The organism is Dyadobacter sandarakinus (assembly GCF_016894445.1).
Classification (GTDB): Bacteria; Bacteroidota; Bacteroidia; order Cytophagales; family Spirosomataceae; genus Dyadobacter; species Dyadobacter sandarakinus.
Map to the genome: position 1 here is coordinate 3,494,330 of NZ_CP056775.1, position 17,363 is coordinate 3,511,692.

Below are 17,363 nucleotides of genomic sequence, written 5' to 3' on the forward strand. Positions count from 1 at the left end.
ATCAGCGTGGAAACCGGCTGGCATCCAGGCCCGGAATAATGCGTAGCGCATTTTTGTAGTAAACCTTTTTGAGTACCTCGTCAGGTAAGCCCATACCGTACATGCGCCAGAATGCGTGGTACTTTTTGTGGTAAGGAAAATACTCATCCTCGGTTTCCAAAACCCTGAAATACGTCGTATACTCCGCTGGAACCCAGCTGTCTTTTCCGAACAGGATGCGGTCCTGGTACTTCTCGAAAAACTTACGGGCTGTGCGGGGCTGCCTTCCCAGCTCTGCGATCACCGCTCCGATTTCCACATACATGTTTGGAAAAGCGATCATCAGACTGTCCAGTTTTTTCAGGTGATTGGGGTACCAGCCCATATGTGCATTGATAAATGTCGTCTTTGGATTGGTACGGAATACGTGGTGCTGCTCGGCAATCAGGGAGTCAAACGGTACCGGATCATTGGGTCCGCGGCGGCGTCCGGGATGGGTTTTCAGTTCGAGCCAGCGTTCATTATAACGGTCCATCGGATCCCAGAATGAGGGTACGTCCGCCGTGTGGATCAAAACAGGAATGCCTAGCTCGCCACACTTTTTCCATACCGGCTGCAAACGTACGTCACTTACCGCCACGCGGTTACCCTTATCATCCTTGATTCCGGCAAATCCCAGGCTTTTGTAGATTTTAAGACCGCACGCGCCGGACTTCACATCGTCTTCCAGCTGCTTCACCGCCCGCTCGGTCCAGCCTTTTTCACCGAAATTCTTGAATGTAAGATTGGTAAAAACCGCAATTCTCTTAGGCTGTGTCCGGCGGATATTTTCTACCGAGCCTTTCAAGGTTGCGGTACCTTCCTCCCACTCCTGCGACCAGCCGCGTCCGCTGAGATTGATCATGATGCCCATGTTCAGGCTGTCCATCTCGGCGGTCAGCGCATTGAGGTCCTGGGTAGGCATCTGATACTGGTGATTGTGTACGTCGATAAATGGAAATTTGGCACGTTTCAGCAGGTGCTCCTCCACTTTCAGCGTGGATATGGGATCGTACTCCTCAAATCCGAGCGGCTCGGTAGCCACGGGGGACTGTTGTGCAAAGGCCGGCATCGCCAGTGCCAGCATCAGAAAGGTGGTAAACAGTTTTTTCATAGGAAAGGCCAGGTTTGTCGGCTATATATGGAATGAAGCAGCTCCGGGAACATATATCAACGCCACACAATGTGCCGCAATCCCCTCTTCTCTTCCTACAAATCCAATATGCTCCGAAGTGGTCGCTTTGATGGAAAGCTGGTCTTCGTCCAGCCGGATCACTTTGGAAAGGCAGGCCTTCATGGCAGGAATATGCGGGTTCAGCTTCGGATTCTGCAATACAACGGTCACGTCTATATTCCCCACCTCATACCCTTTTTCCCGCACCATTTCGAGTACGCGCGCCAGCAGGACTTTACTGTCTGCACCTTTCCATTGAGGATCTTTATCCGAAAAATGATAGCCGATATTACGAAGGTTGGCCGCTCCCAGCAGCGCATCGCAGATTACATGGCACACGACATCGGCATCCGAATGCCCTCTGGCACCATGTGTATGCGGTATCAGTATACCTCCCAGCCAGAATGGCCGCCCTTCTTCCAGCTGGTGCACATCGTAGCCCTGCCCTACCCGGAAAGCAAACATTCTCGATCAGTTTTTGTGATTTAAAAAATGCAATAAAAGAAATATAAGGCATTCGGGCAATGCAGTGACGGGCACCGCAGCTGTGTTTTACAACAAAAAAGCCGGCAGGGGCCGGCTTGCAAAAGCTATTTATGAAGTTCCGTCTGCGCTTTCAGGCGGTTGAGCTCGTCCTGCACATGCTGTGACTTGAAATAAAAGTACAGGCCGGCAATCAGGAAAATCTTGGAAAGTATAAAAACAGCGATGAAGGCCGGACGCCAGTATTTATGCACTTTGATATGCGTATCATTAACCTCAATCTCGTGGTACCGGGCATTTCCGTTTAACGGACCAGCGTCGGCGGACTGAAATTCGTGCTTCGGCTTGCCTGCATTTTTCTGCGGGCTGCGTAATGCAATCACCTCGCGCAGGGGTGCCGGTGGAATCACGGATTTTCCATTGAAATACGCTCTCACATTCGACTCAATATCTGCCAGGTAATCATTGAACTGACTGTCAGTCAATGCTCTTTCACGAACCAGCTCCTGCTCCTCCTTACTTGCAAAGCCGAGCAGGAATGATTCAACAAGACCACTTTTTATCAAATCCTGGGTGCTCAACTTACTCGCTGTTTAAGGTGTGCCGGGTGATTTAAAAAACTCATGAAAAGAACGCAGTACCTCGGATTTCGAGATCGATAATTTCTCGGCTACCTCGTCGGGTGTGAAGCCCTGCCTGAATGCCAGGTCAAAAATCTGCTGCGGCGACCTTTCGGGCATGCCGGCGATCTTGTCGGGCTCAGGATTGAGTGCCATCAGCTTGCGCCTGGCTTCCACGGCTTTGGCCCGGGCCAGCTTGATCACACACACTGCAAAGGTAAACGGATAACTGTTGCACGCCTGCAACTGAGGTGAAGAAAATACATTTACCAATACTTCCTGCGCCAGGTGTGGCTGGGGAATGATCTGCAAAATGATCCCATAAGCCATCGCACCAAACTGGTCGTAGACTTCTACCGAGGTGAGATTGCGGCCGCGACCAGCCACTGCCGGGTGCCCGCCGCCGATACGTTCTAAATCATTCATACACTACAATTAATTATAGTCAAATTTGTTGGAGGTAAGCCAAAGTGTATTGAATTCCCGGCAGCTTTCGCAAAACTTTGTGCTGCGTAAGAGTAAATTTAATAGAATAACCTTACAAAGTATCAACAAAGAACTACGTAGTAGAAATATTTTGATGAACAAACGTACAATAGTAAGTAGTATGGCTGTCATATTTGATATGGACGGCGTCATCTGTCATACCAACCCGTATCACTCGCAGGCTTTCAGGGAATTTTTTTCCAAAAGGAACCTCTCCCCTACCGATGAGGACTTTGCGCAGCATATGTTTGGGAAAAGTAACAGCTATATTCTGAGCCATTTTCTGGAAAGGGTGATAGAGGGTAAAGAGTTACTGAAGCTTGAAGATGAAAAAGAAAGCCTTTTCCGACAACTCTATGAGCCGCATGTTGATCCTGTGGCTGGTTTCGTGCGGTTTATTGAAGACCTGCATACCCATGATGTGCAGCTGGGCGTAGCAACCTCGGCTCCCCGCGCGAACCTGGACCTTATCCTCAGCCGTGTGCCGGTGCGCAGCTACCTGGGCTCCATCCTGGCCAGTGAAAATGTAAAAAAGCACAAGCCCGATCCCGAAGTATACCTCACGTCGGCGCGCAACCTGGGTGTGAGTCAGGACCGGTGTGTTGTATTTGAAGATTCGTTTTCGGGTGTGACTGCGGGCCTCAATGCAGGAATGCATGTAGTAGGCGTACTAACATCGCACAGCCGGGATGAGCTGCCGCCCTGCCACCTTTACATTGAAGATTATACGCAACTCGATTACCAGGCCATAGCTGCATTACTTTAATCCTTGTTGCAGGCATTGGGCGGGCGCCAGCATTTGGCGAAATTTGCAGTTTGAAAAAGTAAATAAGGCTACATTTACCCTTGCTAAGCTGTAACAAAAACTACCTGAACAACATTTTAAACGAGACGCTATGAACCCTAAGGCAATTTTACTGGCTGCTGTATGTTCCGCTTCATTCCCTTTTGCCGCGGAGGCGCAGCATACGCTTACCAAGATATGGTCCACCGACACGACGCTTCCTGTTCCTGAATCCGTGTTGTACAGCCAGGCAGACAAGGCACTGTATGTAGCCCAGATTGACGGAAAGGCAGCTGAAAAGGACGGAAAGGGTGCGATTGGCAAAGTAGGTCTGGATGGTAAAATTATTTCCAAAGACTGGGTCAGCGGCCTCCATGCACCCAAGGGTATGGGCCAGACTGCCGGTAAACTTTATGTGGCGGATGTTACTGACATTGTTGAGATCGACATCCAGTCAGGTAAAATCCTGAACAAGTACCCGGTGGAAGATTCCAAGTTCCTGAATGACCTGACGATTGATGCCAAAGGGAACATTTACGTTTCCGACTCGCAGACCAAAAAAGTGCATTTGCTGAAAAACGGAAAGGTGACTACCTACTATGAAAACCTGACCGGACCAAACGGATTGCTTGCACTGGGCACCGATCTGCTGATTCTGGATTCGGGTTCGCTCAAAAAACTGACAGCCTCCAAAGAGATAAGCGTAATTGCAGAAGGTATGGACAAAAGCACCGACGGCATTGAGCAGGTCAAACGCGGTGAGTACCTGGTTTCGTCGTGGGCAGGAATTATTTATTATGTAAAATCAGACGGCAGCACTGAAAAACTGCTTGATACGACTGCTGAGCAGTCTAATACGGCCGATATTGGCTATGATCCGGCCAAAAAAATCGTGTATGTTCCTACATTCATGAAAAACAGTGTTGTAGCGTATCAGCTAAAATAAATATATTTATAACCTGAAACCTAAAATAAAAAACTAAGGCGTTTCCATGGACATTTTTGTTGGGAGTCTTTCTTTTAAGTTAAAAGAAAGCGAACTGCGTGAGGCTTTCGAGAAATACGGCAATGTGAGCTCCGCGAAGATCATCATTGACAAGATTACGCGTCAAAGCAAAGGCTTCGGTTTTGTAGAAATGCCGAACGAAGAAGAGGCCCGTATGGCTATCAGCCAGCTAAACGGCGCGGAGATGTACGGAAGACCATTGGTAGTAAACGAATCCCAGAAAAGAGAATCCAGAGGGGATAGCGGAGCGCCAAGGGGAGATGTTAAGCGGGAAGGATTTAACAGGCCACGCCCGTCTAACGACGATAACCGCGGATCTGGCAACTACGGCGGCGGTGGCTCGTTCAACAACAACACGGGCACAGGCAGTGCACCCAATCGTTACGCGAGTGACCGCAGCGCACCTGCGCGGCCTGCGTCTGCCGGTGACCGGGATGGTGACGACAGTCCGGCTCCGACAGGAGGCGGATTTGACCGGGGAGCTGTTGGAGGCGCTGGCGGCAATGGATTTGCACCCCGTACACCGGGGCATGATCGTTCCCGTAACGATCGGAGTCACGGAGGAGGGCACAACGACCGCGGTGGCCAACATAGCAAGTCTAAGTACGACGACCGTGGAAAAGGTGAGTACGTCCGGAAGGGAGGCGGCGGTTCCAAGAAAAGCTACGAACGTTATCTGAACGAAGACGAAGACGATCTTTACTGAGATCCGAAGAATTTATAAAAGCGGCAAAGTATTTCGGTTGAAATGCTTTGCCGCTTTTTTTATTTCCTGAAAATGAAATAGACGGCAAGTACCAGGAAAACAAATCCAACCAGGTGATTCCACCGGAAGGTCTCTGTTTTAAAAAACAGCAACGTGAAGATCGTAAAGATCACGAGTGTGATTACTTCCTGGATTACTTTGAGCTCCATTAATGAAAATGGTCCCCCATTTTCCTTGAAACCGATCCGGTTAGCCGGGACCTGAAAGCAGTATTCAAATAATGCGATCCCCCAGCTAACCAGAATGATGGTAAGAATACCCGACTTTTGGAACCAACCCAGCTCCTTAAACTTCAGATGCCCGTACCAGGCCAGCGTCATGAAGGTATTGGACAATATCAGCAGGCCAATCGTCAGGAATGATTTCATCAGGCAGCTTTTACTTTATTGTCTTTAAAAAGCACAACAAAAAGTACGAGCACAACCGCCGCGATACCCGCAGGCACCATCCAGATGCTGGTCCAGTCTTTCACACCATTGACGGTATACATGTCGGCTACAAGGCCCGCAATCCATGACCCGATCCCCATTCCAATGCCGTAAGTAGCAATGGAAATAAGCCCCTGAGCAGAGGAACGGTACTTTTCTCCTGCCTTGCTGTCTGTGTAAATTTGTCCTGTCACAAAGAAGAAGTCGTAGCAAACACCGTGCAGCACAATAGCCAGGTACAGCAACCACTCGCTGGAAGCATCACCATAGCCGAAGCCGACAAAGCGGATGATCCAGGCAATCAACCCCACAATCAGCATCCATTTAACACCAAGACGACGGAATGCCAGAGGAATGAGGAGCATGAAAATTACCTCTGAAGCCTGTCCTAGCGACATTTTATTCTCCACGTTGGTCATACCTGAGTCGGTCAGGGAAGGATTGGCCATTGCGTAGTAAAAAGAAAGCGGAATGCAAATCAGCAGGGACGATAGAAAAAAGATGGCAAAAGAGCGGTCTTTGAAAAGCTTGAACGCATCAAGCCCGAGAATGTCCGAGAAGGAAGTGCTGGTACTTGGCTTGGGAGGTGTGTTAGGTAAAAAGAAGGAATAAACACCCAGTACAGCCGCCGCAATCATGGAAATTTTAAAAATCATGTTGCTGTCTCCAAAGCCATAGTAGCCAATGATGTTGGTAACTACAATCCAGGAAACTGTTCCCATCACCCGAATTACGGGAAATTCCTTTTCAGAATCGGTCACCTGCTGCATGGCAATGGAGGTGGTCAGGGACATGGTTGGCGCAAAACTGATACAGTATACCAGGATCACCCAAAAGAAAGAATCGGCATCGGTAATGCCGGAAAGTACATATAACAGTACCGCGCCTGCCAGGCTGAGCACACCCAGCACTTTCTGGGCTGCGAAGTACCTGTCGGCGATCATACCAACAAAGAAGGGAGCAATAATCTGCGCGATTGAAAAGGCCGCATAAGCATTACCCACCTGCAATCCGGTTGCTTTCAGGCTGGTAAACATGTATTTGCTCATTTGTCCGTACCACGAGCCCCATATAAAATAGAGCAGGAACATCATGGCCATCAATTGGATGCGCGTTGAGTTTTTCATAAACAGGAATAGGAGTTGTTAATTAGTAGATTGAGTAAATTGGTTTAAAATGAAGAACATAGGTCTATTTTTTAACGATTTTCTGAAATTCGTTCAACTTTAAAAGTGCCTCGATGGGCGACAGCGCATTCACATCTACGAGGGCCAGCTTTTCTTTCAGCTCTTCCATCTGCGGATCGGCAGGTTCAAAAATGCTGAGCTGGAAATTGTTTTTCGGAATATCCTTTACGCGCTTTTTATGCTCTTTGCTCACGTGGTCTTTTTCAAGATGCTGCATGATCTCGCTCGCACGAAGTACAATGTGCTGAGGCATACCGGCAATTTGAGCTACGTGAATCCCGAAACTATGAGCGCTGCCTCCCGGCTGTAATTTTCGCAGGAAAATCACCTTGTTATCCACTTCCTTGACGGCCACATTGAAATTCCGGATTCGGGGAAAATCGTCGGAAAGCTGGTTGAGCTCGTGGTAGTGGGTTGCAAAAAGTGTTTTCGGGCGGCATTGGGGCAGGTTATGGAGGTACTCGGCAATCGCCCATGCTATGGAAACACCGTCGTACGTACTTGTTCCCCGGCCAATTTCGTCCATGAGCACGAGGCTGCGATCACTGAGGTTGTTGAGGATGCTGGCTGTTTCGGTCATTTCGACCATGAAAGTACTTTCGCCCCGGCTTAGGTTGTCGCTGGCTCCTACCCTCGTGAAAATCTTATCGACCAACCCGATGCTTGCCTTACTTGCAGGAACATACGACCCGATCTGCGCCATCAAAACAATCAGCGCAGTTTGCCGCAGCAATGCAGATTTACCTGCCATGTTAGGCCCGGTAATAATGATGATTTGTTGCGAATTATCGTCCAAGTACAGGTCATTGGGCACATAGCTTTCACCAACCGGAAGCTGCTGTTCAATCACCGGGTGCCGGCCATCCTTGATGTCCAGCTTATTTTCCTCCGTGATGAGAGGCTTGGTATAATTATTCTTCCGCGCCACCGTGGCAAAAGAGCTCAGTACATCCAGACCCGAAATAACCAGGGCATTCTGCTGGATCGTGCCCACATAGTCCGCGGCAGCGGTAACCAGCTCGTTAAAAATCCGTGATTCGATGGCTGAGATCCGGTCCTCTGCATGAAGGATCTTTTCCTCATACTCTTTCAGCTCGGGGGTAATGTACCGTTCCGCATTCACCAGTGTCTGCTTCCTGATCCAATCGGCCGGCACTTTGTTCTGGTGGGCGTGGGTAACTTCGAGGTAGTACCCAAAAACTTTGTTGTATGCAATTTTGAGAGAGCCAATGCCGGTCCGCTCCGTTTCGCGGTTCTGTAATTTGAGCAGATAGTCTTTGCCTTCGTAGGATATTGCGTGCAGCTCATCCAGTTCCGGATCAACGCCCGTTTTGACCATGCGTCCCTGATGGGATAAAACAGGCGCATCTTCCCGCAGTTCATTTTCTATCTTTTCTACCAGGTAGCTGCATGGATTGAGCTGATCGGCAAATTTCCTGAGTACTTCGGTTGCACCTTTCGGCTGCTTCTCTTTCATGTCGATCAGCAGCTCCCGCACAGGTGCAATCTGTTTGAGAGACTTCTTCAATGCCACAAGCTCCCGCGGGTTGATCCGGCGTACAGCTACTTTGGAAATCAGTCTTTCGAGGTCCCCGATCTGTTTAAGGTACTGGGTAATAGTATCATGCAGGTCTTCATTTTCGAGAAAATGCGTGATGGTATCCAGTCTTTCTTCAATAGGCTGTTTTTCTTTCAGGGGCAGCACCATCCATTTGCGCAGCAACCGTGCCCCCATGGGCGTCACGGTACGATCGAGCACGTGGATCAGCGGCACGCCACCTTCCTGCTGCGGCAGTACCAGTTCCAGGTTACGAACAGTAAAACGATCCAACCAAACATATTTTTCTTCTTCCAGGCGAGTAATCCTGCCAATATGCGCAACCTCCCTATGCTCGGTTTCTTTGAGATAATGCAGGATCACGCCCGCAGCAATCACACCCATAGAAAGTGACTCAATTCCGAAACCTTTCAGTGAGGTAGTCTGAAAATGACCTGTGAGCAGCTCGTAGCTGTAATCATAGCCAAAGCACCAGTCTTCCAGCTGGAAAGTGTGGAACTTGCCGGCAAAAAGTTGGTTGAATTCACTTTTATGCTTTTTACAAAAAAGGACCTCCGCCGGTGCAAAACCCTGCAGTACCTTATCAATATACGCTGCATTGCCCTGGGAAGTCATAAACTCACCCGTCGAGATATCCAGAAACGCTACACCGTACAATCCATCCTCTCCTGCATGCACTGCAGCCAGGTAATTGTTTTTTCCGATATCCAGAACATTATCGTTCAGCGATACCCCCGGGGTTACGAGCTCGGTGACACCGCGTTTTACAATGCCCTTTGCCGTAGCAGGATCTTCCAGCTGGTCGCAAATAGCAACCCGTTCTCCAGCACGGACCAGCTTAGGCAGATAGTTGTCGAGCGAGTGGTGAGGAAATCCGGCGAGCTCCTCATGCGAGCCGCCATTATTGCGTCTGGTAAGTACAATTCCGAGAATCTTTGAAGCACGTATGGCGTCCTCCCCGAAAGTCTCATAAAAGTCTCCCACCCGGAAGAGCAGCAATGCACCCGGGTACTTGGCTTTGATCTGGTTATATTGCTTGTTAAGAGGGGTTTCCTTATGTGCCTTTGCCAATTATCGACCGTAGTTAAGAAACAGGATATGTACAAATTTAACCCTTATGTCCGGTTTGGCAAGAAGGCCGCGGCGCTTTTGTGACCGGCCTTTCCGCTCACTGCAGCAACTTTCTGACGTCGGCGGACGTAACTTCCCATACGTCCCCGGGGTTATGTATTTCACCCGGGGTATCTGCCAGGGAAATTTTCCCGATGGCCCATCTTACTAGTCGTAAGGTAGGAAAACCGGCACCAGCCGTCATCCTTCGTACCTGCCGGTTTTTGCCTTCATGAAGCGTGACGGACAGCCAGGATGTAGGTATGCTTTTGCGAAAACGGATCGGCGGGTTGCGCTCAGGCAATTGCGGCTGGCTGATGGCAGCAATGCGGGCGGGCAAGGTGCGGTATTTTTTTCCATTAACAGCTATATCGATGCCGGTCGCCAGCTGGGTACAGGCTTCGGAAGTAACTTCCCCTTCTACCTGAACGTAATAGGTACGGGTATGTTTGTTGCGGGGTTCAAGAAGGCGGGTTTTCAGGTGATTGTCGTTGGTCAGCAGCAGCAAGCCTTCGCTATCGGCATCAAGTCTTCCTACCGGATAAACATCTTTCGGAAATTCAAATCCAAGATCGGCTAGCGTAGCATGGTCACCTTCCCTGCTAAACTGCGAAAGCATTCCGAAAGGCTTGTAGATAAGAAAATAACGAAACAAGGTAAGCGAATTTAGCCGGCAACTAACGAATCAGGCTGCCGGGATGTAGGGTGAAGCCGGGAAGTACATCTTCTCCGCTAAGCGCCACGTTGAGTGAATCATGAACAATGCATCCGGTGGGCCGGTACACATATATTTTATTATCAAAACGGTCGATCAGCCACCCCAGCGAGGCTCCATGGGCCATGTATTCTTTCATTTTATCGAGCAGGTACTTGATATCTTCCGATTTGGATCGGATCTCGATCACAAAATCAGGGCAGACCGGCGCAAACTGCTCCTGTTCTTCCAGGCTCAGCTCATCCCACTTTTCATTGCATACCCAAGATACATCCGGCGAACGCACAGCTCCGTTCGGCAGTGTAAAGCCGGTAGAAGAGTCGAAAACCAATCCTGTTTGTGTAATCTCGTTCCATTGAAACAATAAACCAGCAATGCGAAGATTGAAATTACCTGTAAATGATCCTGTTGGTGACATAAGAATGATATTTCCATGCGAGTCCCTTTCGAACTCTAGTGTGTCGTTCATCTGGCAAAACTGAAAAAATTCTTCGCTGCTCATCAGCTCTCCCATCTTCAAAGTCACTGGCATTGGAAATTGCATTTTCTCTGACATTTAGCCGGTTGATATTTCCAAAAATACCGAAAAAATCATTCTCGAACCATTCGTCTTTCCTGGCTCCGGCAAAAACTAGCTTTCAATTTCCATCCATACCGGACAATGGTCCGAATGGACAGCATCATTGAACTGCCGGCTTGCAAGGATGCGATCTTTCAGTCCGTCGGATACCGAAATATAATCAATGCGCCAGCCCTTGTTATTGGCCCTGGCACCCGCCCGGTAGGTCCACCAGGAGTACTCCCGCAAATCGGGATTTTTATAGCGGAATGCATCGGTATAGCCGTTACCAAACCAGTTGGTTAGCCACTGCCGTTCTTCGGGCAGGAAGCCCGAGGTTTTTTTGTTACGAACCGGATCATGAATGTCTATCTCCGTATGCGCAATGTTATAATCGCCGCAAACGATCAGATTGGGACGTACATGCCTCAGCTCATTCACCCAGATGTAAAAGTCAGCCAGAAAAGACATCTTTACCCCCTGCCGGATCTCCCCGCTCGTGCCGGAAGGAAAGTAGCAGTTGAGCAGGGTTATATCTCCAAAGTCGGCGCGAAGAATCCTGCCTTCCATATCATAGCTCGGAATGGAGCAGCCGGCCGTTACGAAGTCGGGTTTGATCTTGGAAAAAATAGCGACGCCACTATACCCCTTTTTCTCTGCCGCGTGCCAGCCGATCAGCTCATAGCCCAGTTTCTCAAACCCGCTCAGATCCACAACATCCGGCGTTGCCTTCACTTCCTGAAAACACAGGATATCCGCCGGCATGCCCGCCAGCCATTCAACCAGACCGTTTTTAAGGGCGGCCCGAATACCATTGAGATTGTAGGTCAGTATTTGCATAAACTATGGCGTGTTGCGGTTTTGCTGTCCTTTTAAAGATACTTGTTTACCTGTAAACACCGATTTCCAGTGTCCATTTGCCTGCGGGTACATCATCCAGATTTTAAAAATTCCTTTGGGAAGCTTTTGTTCAAAAAGTGCGTACGCCACCTTTTGGCTATAATAGCTGCGTGCTCTAAGCAGATTGGCCGGATTGTGGGGAACAGGTACTGCCGGGAGCAGGATCGTATGGTCGGGCGACGCCAGGACAAAGTAGCCAGGCTGCTGCACAGTATCTTTCGCAGTAAATGTTAAAAACGGAAGCGGCTGATTGTTACGGTCACTTTGCAAAACGCGCGTCAAGTGAAACTCTCCCCCATAAACTTCCTTTTCTGCGGCAGTCTGCGGCAATACTTTGCTGTGGTCCGGAAAAGGACCGGAATGGTAAAACCGGCTCAGTCCGGAGGAATCGAGATTGGCAATCAAGTTTTTCATGCGGGTCGGATGGTTCCAGAAGGGAATATCCCCAAAATGGTCGCCCGTAGTCAGGAAGGTGCTGAAATTTTTCCAGTAGTAGCTGTCGATCACCAGGTCTTCATACCATTTACGCACATTGACCAGAGAAAGATAGTAGCTCGTGAAATGCAGCAGCAGAATGCCGGAAAAGCTTAGTACCGCTACTCCCCGGGAAAGTTCTCTTATTGTTTTTACCAAAACAATGACCGCAACATAACAAACCGCAAGCAGTACCACGCCGAAAATCATGTAACGCCGCGAAAATATATTGCCGCCGTACATCAGGTAGTTGGCGATGGGCCGGCTGATGATAAACATGGCGCCGGTACCCATCATAAACATCATCCCGCCCCACAGAAACCAGTCTGACCAGTTAAGGTTTTTGCTCCTCCATAACCGGATAAGCCAGAGACCAAACACCAGCGCCATCGCAGCACCCAGCAATACGCAGCGTACCAGATCGGGATAAAAGGCAGGAACGAGCGGATGCGGCACGTCGAGGTACAATGCATTGCCCCAGAACCCGAGAATGAAGATCAGGTTGAATAACGGATGTTTCCAGGGCCTGTCACCAGGGGACGGTATCACCTGGTAGCTGAACATGAAGTAGAATACGATGATCAGCCCGGCAGTGATGAGCCAGCCCGCGAGCGGTTTGTATCTTTTCTGTAAAATCAGAATCAAAGCCCCGATGATCCAGGCAAGCATGCCGCTGCCGCTGGTGAACGTGGCCAGCAATGCAGCTGCAAAGCCCAGCAACCAGCCCCGGCCATCGCTCCGGCCCAGGCCATAGGCGGAGAGTAATGCAAAAAAGATCAGGGGTGTGTTCTGGATTGCGGCAATGCCCCAGAGCGCATTTTCGTAGTAAACGAGATTAAAGATAATGTAGGGCACCGGAATGAAGTAGTGCCAGGATATCCCCTGTTTTCGTAATGCTGAAAAAAGAAGCCAGAGGATTCCCAGCAGGAACAGGTTTCCGGTCAGCACCTGCACTTTGATATTGACCGTCCCGGTAAGCCCTGCCAGCAGCAACATCACCAGGCGCTCAAATGCAAACCGGTGCTGATTAACCTGCTCAAAAAGTATTTTCAGCTTTGGCAGGAAGCCAGTCGTATGCTGAAAGTTAAAAATTGTTTCCAGCAGGTTGAAATCGTCCGTATAAGGGATATTGACGACACTGGCAGCCAGGATTATGTAAAAGTAAATGATTGGAACAACCACCAATCCTATGCCTGACCATTTTTGCAGCACCCGCAAACCTTTGACGGCAAAGGACAGCCCGAACAATGCGAGCAGGCTAATAACAATGAAAAAGTATTCGGGTAAAAATGGATCGTATACGAAAAGTTTCAAAGTGCGGGGCGTTTGTGACCGGAGTACTTACTTTACCCCGGTCAGCATCTGACTCGTAATTTCTTTTTCAAAGGTAATATAACCCGGGTAGTTGACCTGTTTTCCTGCAATATCAAGCGTAGGCCGTACTTTGACCGTAAATTTGGCAGGCCGCGCCTCTGATTTCCCTGTGAGAGCAAGTACCATGTTGATAAACTCGTCCCGCGTCTTGTCACCGGCAATCAGCTCATAGGCATTGGCATTCAGCCTCACAGGAACCCTCGTACTGCCGGTACCAGGCATTACCTCGATCAGCTGGCTGAGGTATCCGTTAAAAATTTCATGTTCACCGAGCAGTACTTTGTATTCCAGCTGGTTAATGGCTGCACGCTTCTTTGTGGGATTGGTAATATCCACATTCACACGCAAGTTGAGCGGTACATTTTTACGCAAAAGGCCCATAGCCAGCCCGGGATAGCGCGCAAGATCAAAGTCATTGAAGCCCCGCACATTACGGAACTCGCGCACATCAATGCCCGCCAGGTAGACGCTGTCCACCGACGCAATATCATATTTACAATCTCCGAAAGTCTTGGCTTCCGATACCTGCCGGCCTACGCCACAGCTTGTAAGCACACCCCAAAGTGCAAGTATTCCGATGATCCAGCTGGTTGTTCTCATTATTTTTTTCACGCAATATAAAACGGTACGTATCACAACGCACACAAACTGGCCGGATTATTGGCATCCCGGATATTTTTTGCAACCCAATGCCCCAGCTTCTACTTTTGCAAACTCTTTAAAACAACCAATCAAAGAAAATGGCTAGCTGGTATTTAGGAAAAATCAGGTATCAAAAAGAAGACGAGGCGGGCAGCCTGAAAACGATCAATGAAACTTACCTGGTCGACGCGGTATCCTACACCGAGTCAGAAGCCAGGCTGTACAAGCAGATTGTTACCGGCGCCAGCGATTTCAGTGTCACGAGCATTACCCGCATGCGACTGGCTGATCTGTTTGCCTATGAAGACGGCGAGCAGTGGTTTAAGGTAAAAGTGATCTATTTTTCAGTGGATGAAAAAAGCGGGAAGGAGAAGAAGATCGTCAACTACATGCTTGTGAATGCAGAGGGTATCCAGCAGGCGCTCGACCGGATCAATGAAAGCATGCGCAATTTCCTGATCCCCTACGAAACAACCGACATCAACCTGACACCCATCCTGGATGTGTTCCCGTACACTGCCGAGGAGGAACAGCAGGAAATTCCGGCCAACATGCGGCCGCTGTCCGAAGTGATGGCCGAGCGGGCCGCAGCAGAAAATGCCTGACCCGATTACCAGGAACACAGGCTGAGCTAGTCGCCCAGTTTGAGTTCCTGGTACCCCTTTGTGGATACTGTAAGCGGATCGGCACCAAAACCCGTAAGTTTCAGGCTGAGGTCTTTGGAGCTGATTTCGGTTACAAGCAGGTCTTGCGGAAGCAGGTACATGTAATCAAAAGTCACCGGCATACTGACGGCACCTTCCAGGAACTCCATCCCATATAGCGGATAGTTACTGAATGGTGTGCGCGTGAGCCAAACCTTATCCTTGTTGCCCGAAGTCGCATAGGTAAGTTCATATTCCAGGCTTTGCAGGCCGAAGTCCGTGCGGGTATTGCCCGTAGGAATGCAGTAGGTTGTAAAATCTTCTTTTTGCTGGCTGCGTGTTTCCGCATCAGGTTTCAGCTCTTTTACAACTTCATTAATCCGGATTTTCCGGCCATTTTCGTCATTTCCGCAGTAGATATACCTGCCATCGGGAAAACCGATAATGAAGTCAAACTGCTTTCCTCTGCTCCCAAAGCTCGTTTCCTTTTTAAAGCACATGGCGCCGGTCACCGGGTCCAGGTACACTTTGATGGTGCCTTTCGATTTTTCAGCTTTGTTGTTATAGTCAAACACCAGCGCGTGGCTGAAATAATACTGACCCTTTTCAGGCTTCCATTGCAAGGCACGCTGCTTATCCGCCGGAATCTTACGGACGGTCTGTGCCAGGGATGCATACCCGCAGCAGACCAGTATGATGCTCATCCATACACCGCAAAAAACATTTTTCATTGTACCAATCAGTTTATCACTTGTTTTCAGACTGCAAATTTATCAGCCTTTGATTTCCCGTACCACAGCTACGCACACTTACTGTCTTTCAGCGGGGATTTGTAACTTGCACCTTTATCCCCACCGGCATGACATCCACTACACTTAAAAAACGAATTGTCCTTGATACCGGCCGCTGCGCCTACTTTTGTTCCGACTTCCATCTGGGCGTCCCGTCTGTGGCGGAGAGCCAGGAAAGAGAACGAAAAATCGTGAGCTGGCTCGAATCCATCGAGCATAATGCGCAGGTGATCTTTCTCGTCGGGGATATTTTCGATTTCTGGTTTGAGTATAAAAAGGTAGTGCCAAAAGGCTTTGTAAGAGTACTCGGCAAACTGGCGGAGCTATCGGATAAAGGCGTGGAGCTGATCATTTTTACAGGCAACCACGATATGTGGATGTCGGGATACCTGACGGAGGAGCTGGGCGCTACCATTTACCGGGACCCGGTATCGTTTGAATTTGCATCTGTATCAGGCATCAGGAAAATTTATATAGGTCATGGCGATGGGCTTGGGCCGGGCGACCATACTTATAAATTCCTTAAAAAGATCTTTGAAAACAGCTTCTTCAAGCTATTGTTCTGCCTTTTTCACCCCGACCTGGGTCTGTGGATCGCGCATGCCTGGTCACGGCGCAGCAGGCTGTCGCATGTCAATAAGGGTGAAGAAAGGTTTTTAGGAGAAGATCACGAGTGGCTCTTCCAGTACTGCCGGGAAGTAGAGCAGCATTCACATCACGACTTCTATGTATTCGGGCACCGTCACCTGGTACTTGACATGAAAGTCAATGCAGGATCACGGTACATCAATCTTGGTGAATGGGTGAAGCAGCAGCATTACGCCGTGTTCGACGGTGATGATGTGGCGCTGGTGAAATATGCTCCTGCGGTCAGCCGGGAAAAACCTAGTTTCCCGAAGTCTTTCTAAGATCCTCTTCCGTATTTGGAGCCGGAATAAAATCCTGCTTGGTGATGTTCTCGCGGGGAGAAGCATTCAGTTCCTTCCGCCAGTCTTTTTGTTTCAGATCGCCTTTTTTGACAGATTTGATAAAGTTAGCCCAGGCAAAAGGATTGAGGAAAGGGAAGGTAGTAGCAAAGCTTTTATTTGCCGCAGATTCCCGCCCGAACATCAGCTGGTCCATGGAGTAGCGATAGTTCGTCTGCGCATTATTGGGCATCTGGGCAGCGAGGCGGTTAATGTAATCCGGATCGGTGCTGCGGGCCAGTGCCTCACGGTCTGCCTGATCGGGTAATTTGAGGGCCAGAAATGCCTTTTTAAACTCTTCTTCGGTTGAATACGGGTAAATGGTCACCCCGGAAAGCGTTACCACATCCTCCCGCAATGCTACAATAGCCGAGTAGATATCCGAATTGTAGTTGCGCGGAACAACGTGATATTGTTTTTTAAAACCAACATAACTGAAAATAATACTATCACCCGGAAACACTGGAATGGTGAATGATCCGTCACTTTTGGCCAGTGTGCCCCGGCCTGCATTGACAATAAAGATCGTCGCCCCCGGCAGTCGCTCGGTAGTTTTGCCCCCTACTACCACACCGGAAAATACGATCGCTTTTTGTTCACCCTGAGCATGCAATTCACGGATCGACAATATTCCCGACAGCACAAAAAATAATATGACAAGACTCCGTTTCATTCGTTG

At 49.2% G+C, this 17,363-nt stretch carries 19 protein-coding genes; 5 read left to right on the forward strand and 14 right to left on the reverse strand.

Annotation, left to right across the window (positions count from 1 at the left end):
* Position 1: 1 nt before the first annotated feature.
* The 4 genes from HWI92_RS14095 to HWI92_RS14110 all read right to left on the reverse strand — a co-directional run bounded on the left by HWI92_RS14095 (position 2) and on the right by HWI92_RS14110 (position 2,721).
* Positions 2–1,105, reverse strand: coding sequence for an amidohydrolase family protein (locus tag HWI92_RS14095; RefSeq protein ID WP_374757902.1), 1,104 nt, complete (start codon positions 1,103–1,105; stop codon positions 2–4).
* Between the two features lie 48 nt (positions 1,106–1,153).
* On the reverse strand, positions 1,154–1,657 hold the full coding sequence (gene ispF, locus HWI92_RS14100; protein WP_204656183.1) for a 2-C-methyl-D-erythritol 2,4-cyclodiphosphate synthase: 504 nt from the start codon (positions 1,655–1,657) through the stop codon (positions 1,154–1,156).
* A 125-nt stretch (positions 1,658–1,782) separates the two neighbouring features.
* A complete protein-coding gene (locus HWI92_RS14105; RefSeq protein ID WP_204656185.1) occupies positions 1,783–2,256 on the reverse strand; it encodes a hypothetical protein in 474 nt (157 codons plus the stop codon).
* A gap of 12 nt (positions 2,257–2,268) precedes the next feature.
* Positions 2,269–2,721 (reverse strand): hypothetical protein, encoded by a 453-nt coding sequence (locus tag HWI92_RS14110; RefSeq protein WP_204656187.1) that lies wholly within the window; start codon positions 2,719–2,721, stop codon positions 2,269–2,271.
* 181 nt (positions 2,722–2,902) lie between these two features.
* Here HWI92_RS14110 and HWI92_RS14115 point away from each other — a divergent pair, with 181 nt between their 5' ends.
* The 3 genes from HWI92_RS14115 to rbp all read left to right on the forward strand — a co-directional run bounded on the left by HWI92_RS14115 (position 2,903) and on the right by rbp (position 5,277).
* Positions 2,903–3,547 carry an HAD family hydrolase gene (locus tag HWI92_RS14115; RefSeq protein WP_229247942.1) on the forward strand — a complete coding sequence of 215 codons (645 nt, stop codon included), beginning with the start codon at positions 2,903–2,905 and terminating at the stop codon, positions 3,545–3,547.
* A 130-nt stretch (positions 3,548–3,677) separates the two neighbouring features.
* On the forward strand, positions 3,678–4,511 hold the full coding sequence (locus tag HWI92_RS14120) for an SMP-30/gluconolactonase/LRE family protein (RefSeq protein ID WP_204656190.1): 834 nt from the start codon (positions 3,678–3,680) through the stop codon (positions 4,509–4,511).
* 46 nt (positions 4,512–4,557) lie between these two features.
* Positions 4,558–5,277 (forward strand): RNA-binding regulator, encoded by a 720-nt coding sequence (rbp, locus tag HWI92_RS14125; RefSeq protein WP_204656192.1) that lies wholly within the window; start codon positions 4,558–4,560, stop codon positions 5,275–5,277.
* Between the two features lie 59 nt (positions 5,278–5,336).
* Here rbp and HWI92_RS14130 read toward each other — a convergent pair whose 3' ends face one another.
* From HWI92_RS14130 to HWI92_RS14165, 8 genes are all read right to left on the reverse strand, one after another.
* A complete protein-coding gene (locus tag HWI92_RS14130; RefSeq protein ID WP_204656194.1) occupies positions 5,337–5,705 on the reverse strand; it encodes a DMT family protein in 369 nt (122 codons plus the stop codon).
* Positions 5,705–6,892, reverse strand: coding sequence for a nucleoside permease (locus tag HWI92_RS14135; RefSeq protein WP_204656196.1), 1,188 nt, complete (start codon positions 6,890–6,892; stop codon positions 5,705–5,707). Before HWI92_RS14135 ends, HWI92_RS14130 begins: the two co-directional genes overlap by 1 nt.
* Positions 6,893–6,956: 64 nt before the next feature.
* Positions 6,957–9,581 (reverse strand): DNA mismatch repair protein MutS, encoded by a 2,625-nt coding sequence (gene mutS / locus HWI92_RS14140; RefSeq protein ID WP_204656198.1) that lies wholly within the window; start codon positions 9,579–9,581, stop codon positions 6,957–6,959.
* A gap of 97 nt (positions 9,582–9,678) precedes the next feature.
* Positions 9,679–10,275: a pseudouridine synthase gene (locus tag HWI92_RS14145; RefSeq protein WP_204656200.1), complete on the reverse strand. Its 597-nt coding sequence runs from the start codon at positions 10,273–10,275 to the stop codon at positions 9,679–9,681.
* Between the two features lie 22 nt (positions 10,276–10,297).
* The gene (locus HWI92_RS14150) at positions 10,298–10,891 is read right to left on the reverse strand and encodes a Uma2 family endonuclease (protein WP_310589475.1); all 594 of its coding nucleotides are present in this window, start codon (positions 10,889–10,891) and stop codon (positions 10,298–10,300) included.
* Between the two features lie 75 nt (positions 10,892–10,966).
* Entirely contained in the window at positions 10,967–11,734 is a 768-nt protein-coding gene (locus HWI92_RS14155; protein ID WP_204656204.1) for an exodeoxyribonuclease III, read from the reverse strand.
* A 3-nt stretch (positions 11,735–11,737) separates the two neighbouring features.
* Positions 11,738–13,582 carry a hypothetical protein gene (locus tag HWI92_RS14160; RefSeq protein ID WP_204656206.1) on the reverse strand — a complete coding sequence of 615 codons (1,845 nt, stop codon included), beginning with the start codon at positions 13,580–13,582 and terminating at the stop codon, positions 11,738–11,740.
* 27 nt (positions 13,583–13,609) lie between these two features.
* On the reverse strand, positions 13,610–14,242 hold the full coding sequence (locus HWI92_RS14165) for a hypothetical protein (protein ID WP_204656208.1): 633 nt from the start codon (positions 14,240–14,242) through the stop codon (positions 13,610–13,612).
* 140 nt (positions 14,243–14,382) lie between these two features.
* Here HWI92_RS14165 and HWI92_RS14170 point away from each other — a divergent pair, with 140 nt between their 5' ends.
* Complete coding sequence (locus tag HWI92_RS14170) at positions 14,383–14,889, forward strand: DUF4494 domain-containing protein (protein ID WP_204656210.1); 507 nt, start codon at positions 14,383–14,385, stop codon at positions 14,887–14,889.
* Between the two features lie 26 nt (positions 14,890–14,915).
* On the opposite strand, the gene HWI92_RS14175 is transcribed toward HWI92_RS14170, so the two are convergent.
* Complete coding sequence (locus tag HWI92_RS14175) at positions 14,916–15,659, reverse strand: hypothetical protein (RefSeq protein ID WP_229247949.1); 744 nt, start codon at positions 15,657–15,659, stop codon at positions 14,916–14,918.
* 128 nt (positions 15,660–15,787) lie between these two features.
* On the opposite strand from HWI92_RS14175, the gene HWI92_RS14180 reads away from it, so the two are divergent.
* Positions 15,788–16,627: a UDP-2,3-diacylglucosamine diphosphatase gene (locus HWI92_RS14180; protein ID WP_204656212.1), complete on the forward strand. Its 840-nt coding sequence runs from the start codon at positions 15,788–15,790 to the stop codon at positions 16,625–16,627.
* On the opposite strand, the gene HWI92_RS14185 is transcribed toward HWI92_RS14180, so the two are convergent.
* On the reverse strand, positions 16,605–17,357 hold the full coding sequence (locus HWI92_RS14185) for a carboxypeptidase-like regulatory domain-containing protein (RefSeq protein ID WP_204656215.1): 753 nt from the start codon (positions 17,355–17,357) through the stop codon (positions 16,605–16,607). The two genes, HWI92_RS14180 and HWI92_RS14185, sit on opposite strands and share 23 nt — an antisense overlap.
* Between the last annotated feature and the right edge of the window lie 6 nt (positions 17,358–17,363).

Bases quoted from the DNA above. Each gene is read 5' to 3' on its own strand.
- HWI92_RS14095 (WP_374757902.1), bottom strand. From the start codon at position 1,105: ATGCTGGCACTGGCGATGCCGGCCTTTGCACAACAGTCCCCCGTGGCT.
- HWI92_RS14165 (WP_204656208.1), bottom strand. From the start codon at position 14,242: ATGAGAACAACCAGCTGGATCATCGGAATACTTGCACTTTGGGGTGTG.
- HWI92_RS14130 (WP_204656194.1), bottom strand. From the start codon at position 5,705: ATGAAATCATTCCTGACGATTGGCCTGCTGATATTGTCCAATACCTTC.
- ispF (WP_204656183.1), bottom strand. From the start codon at position 1,657: ATGTTTGCTTTCCGGGTAGGGCAGGGCTACGATGTGCACCAGCTGGAA.
- HWI92_RS14150 (WP_310589475.1), bottom strand. From the start codon at position 10,891: ATGTCAGAGAAAATGCAATTTCCAATGCCAGTGACTTTGAAGATGGGA.
- HWI92_RS14120 (WP_204656190.1), top strand. From the start codon at position 3,678: ATGAACCCTAAGGCAATTTTACTGGCTGCTGTATGTTCCGCTTCATTC.
- HWI92_RS14170 (WP_204656210.1), top strand. From the start codon at position 14,383: ATGGCTAGCTGGTATTTAGGAAAAATCAGGTATCAAAAAGAAGACGAG.
- HWI92_RS14180 (WP_204656212.1), top strand. From the start codon at position 15,788: ATGACATCCACTACACTTAAAAAACGAATTGTCCTTGATACCGGCCGC.
- HWI92_RS14115 (WP_229247942.1), top strand. From the start codon at position 2,903: ATGGCTGTCATATTTGATATGGACGGCGTCATCTGTCATACCAACCCG.
- HWI92_RS14185 (WP_204656215.1), bottom strand. From the start codon at position 17,357: ATGAAACGGAGTCTTGTCATATTATTTTTTGTGCTGTCGGGAATATTG.
- rbp (WP_204656192.1), top strand. From the start codon at position 4,558: ATGGACATTTTTGTTGGGAGTCTTTCTTTTAAGTTAAAAGAAAGCGAA.
- HWI92_RS14175 (WP_229247949.1), bottom strand. From the start codon at position 15,659: ATGAAAAATGTTTTTTGCGGTGTATGGATGAGCATCATACTGGTCTGC.
- HWI92_RS14155 (WP_204656204.1), bottom strand. From the start codon at position 11,734: ATGCAAATACTGACCTACAATCTCAATGGTATTCGGGCCGCCCTTAAA.
- HWI92_RS14135 (WP_204656196.1), bottom strand. From the start codon at position 6,892: ATGAAAAACTCAACGCGCATCCAATTGATGGCCATGATGTTCCTGCTC.
- HWI92_RS14110 (WP_204656187.1), bottom strand. From the start codon at position 2,721: ATGAATGATTTAGAACGTATCGGCGGCGGGCACCCGGCAGTGGCTGGT.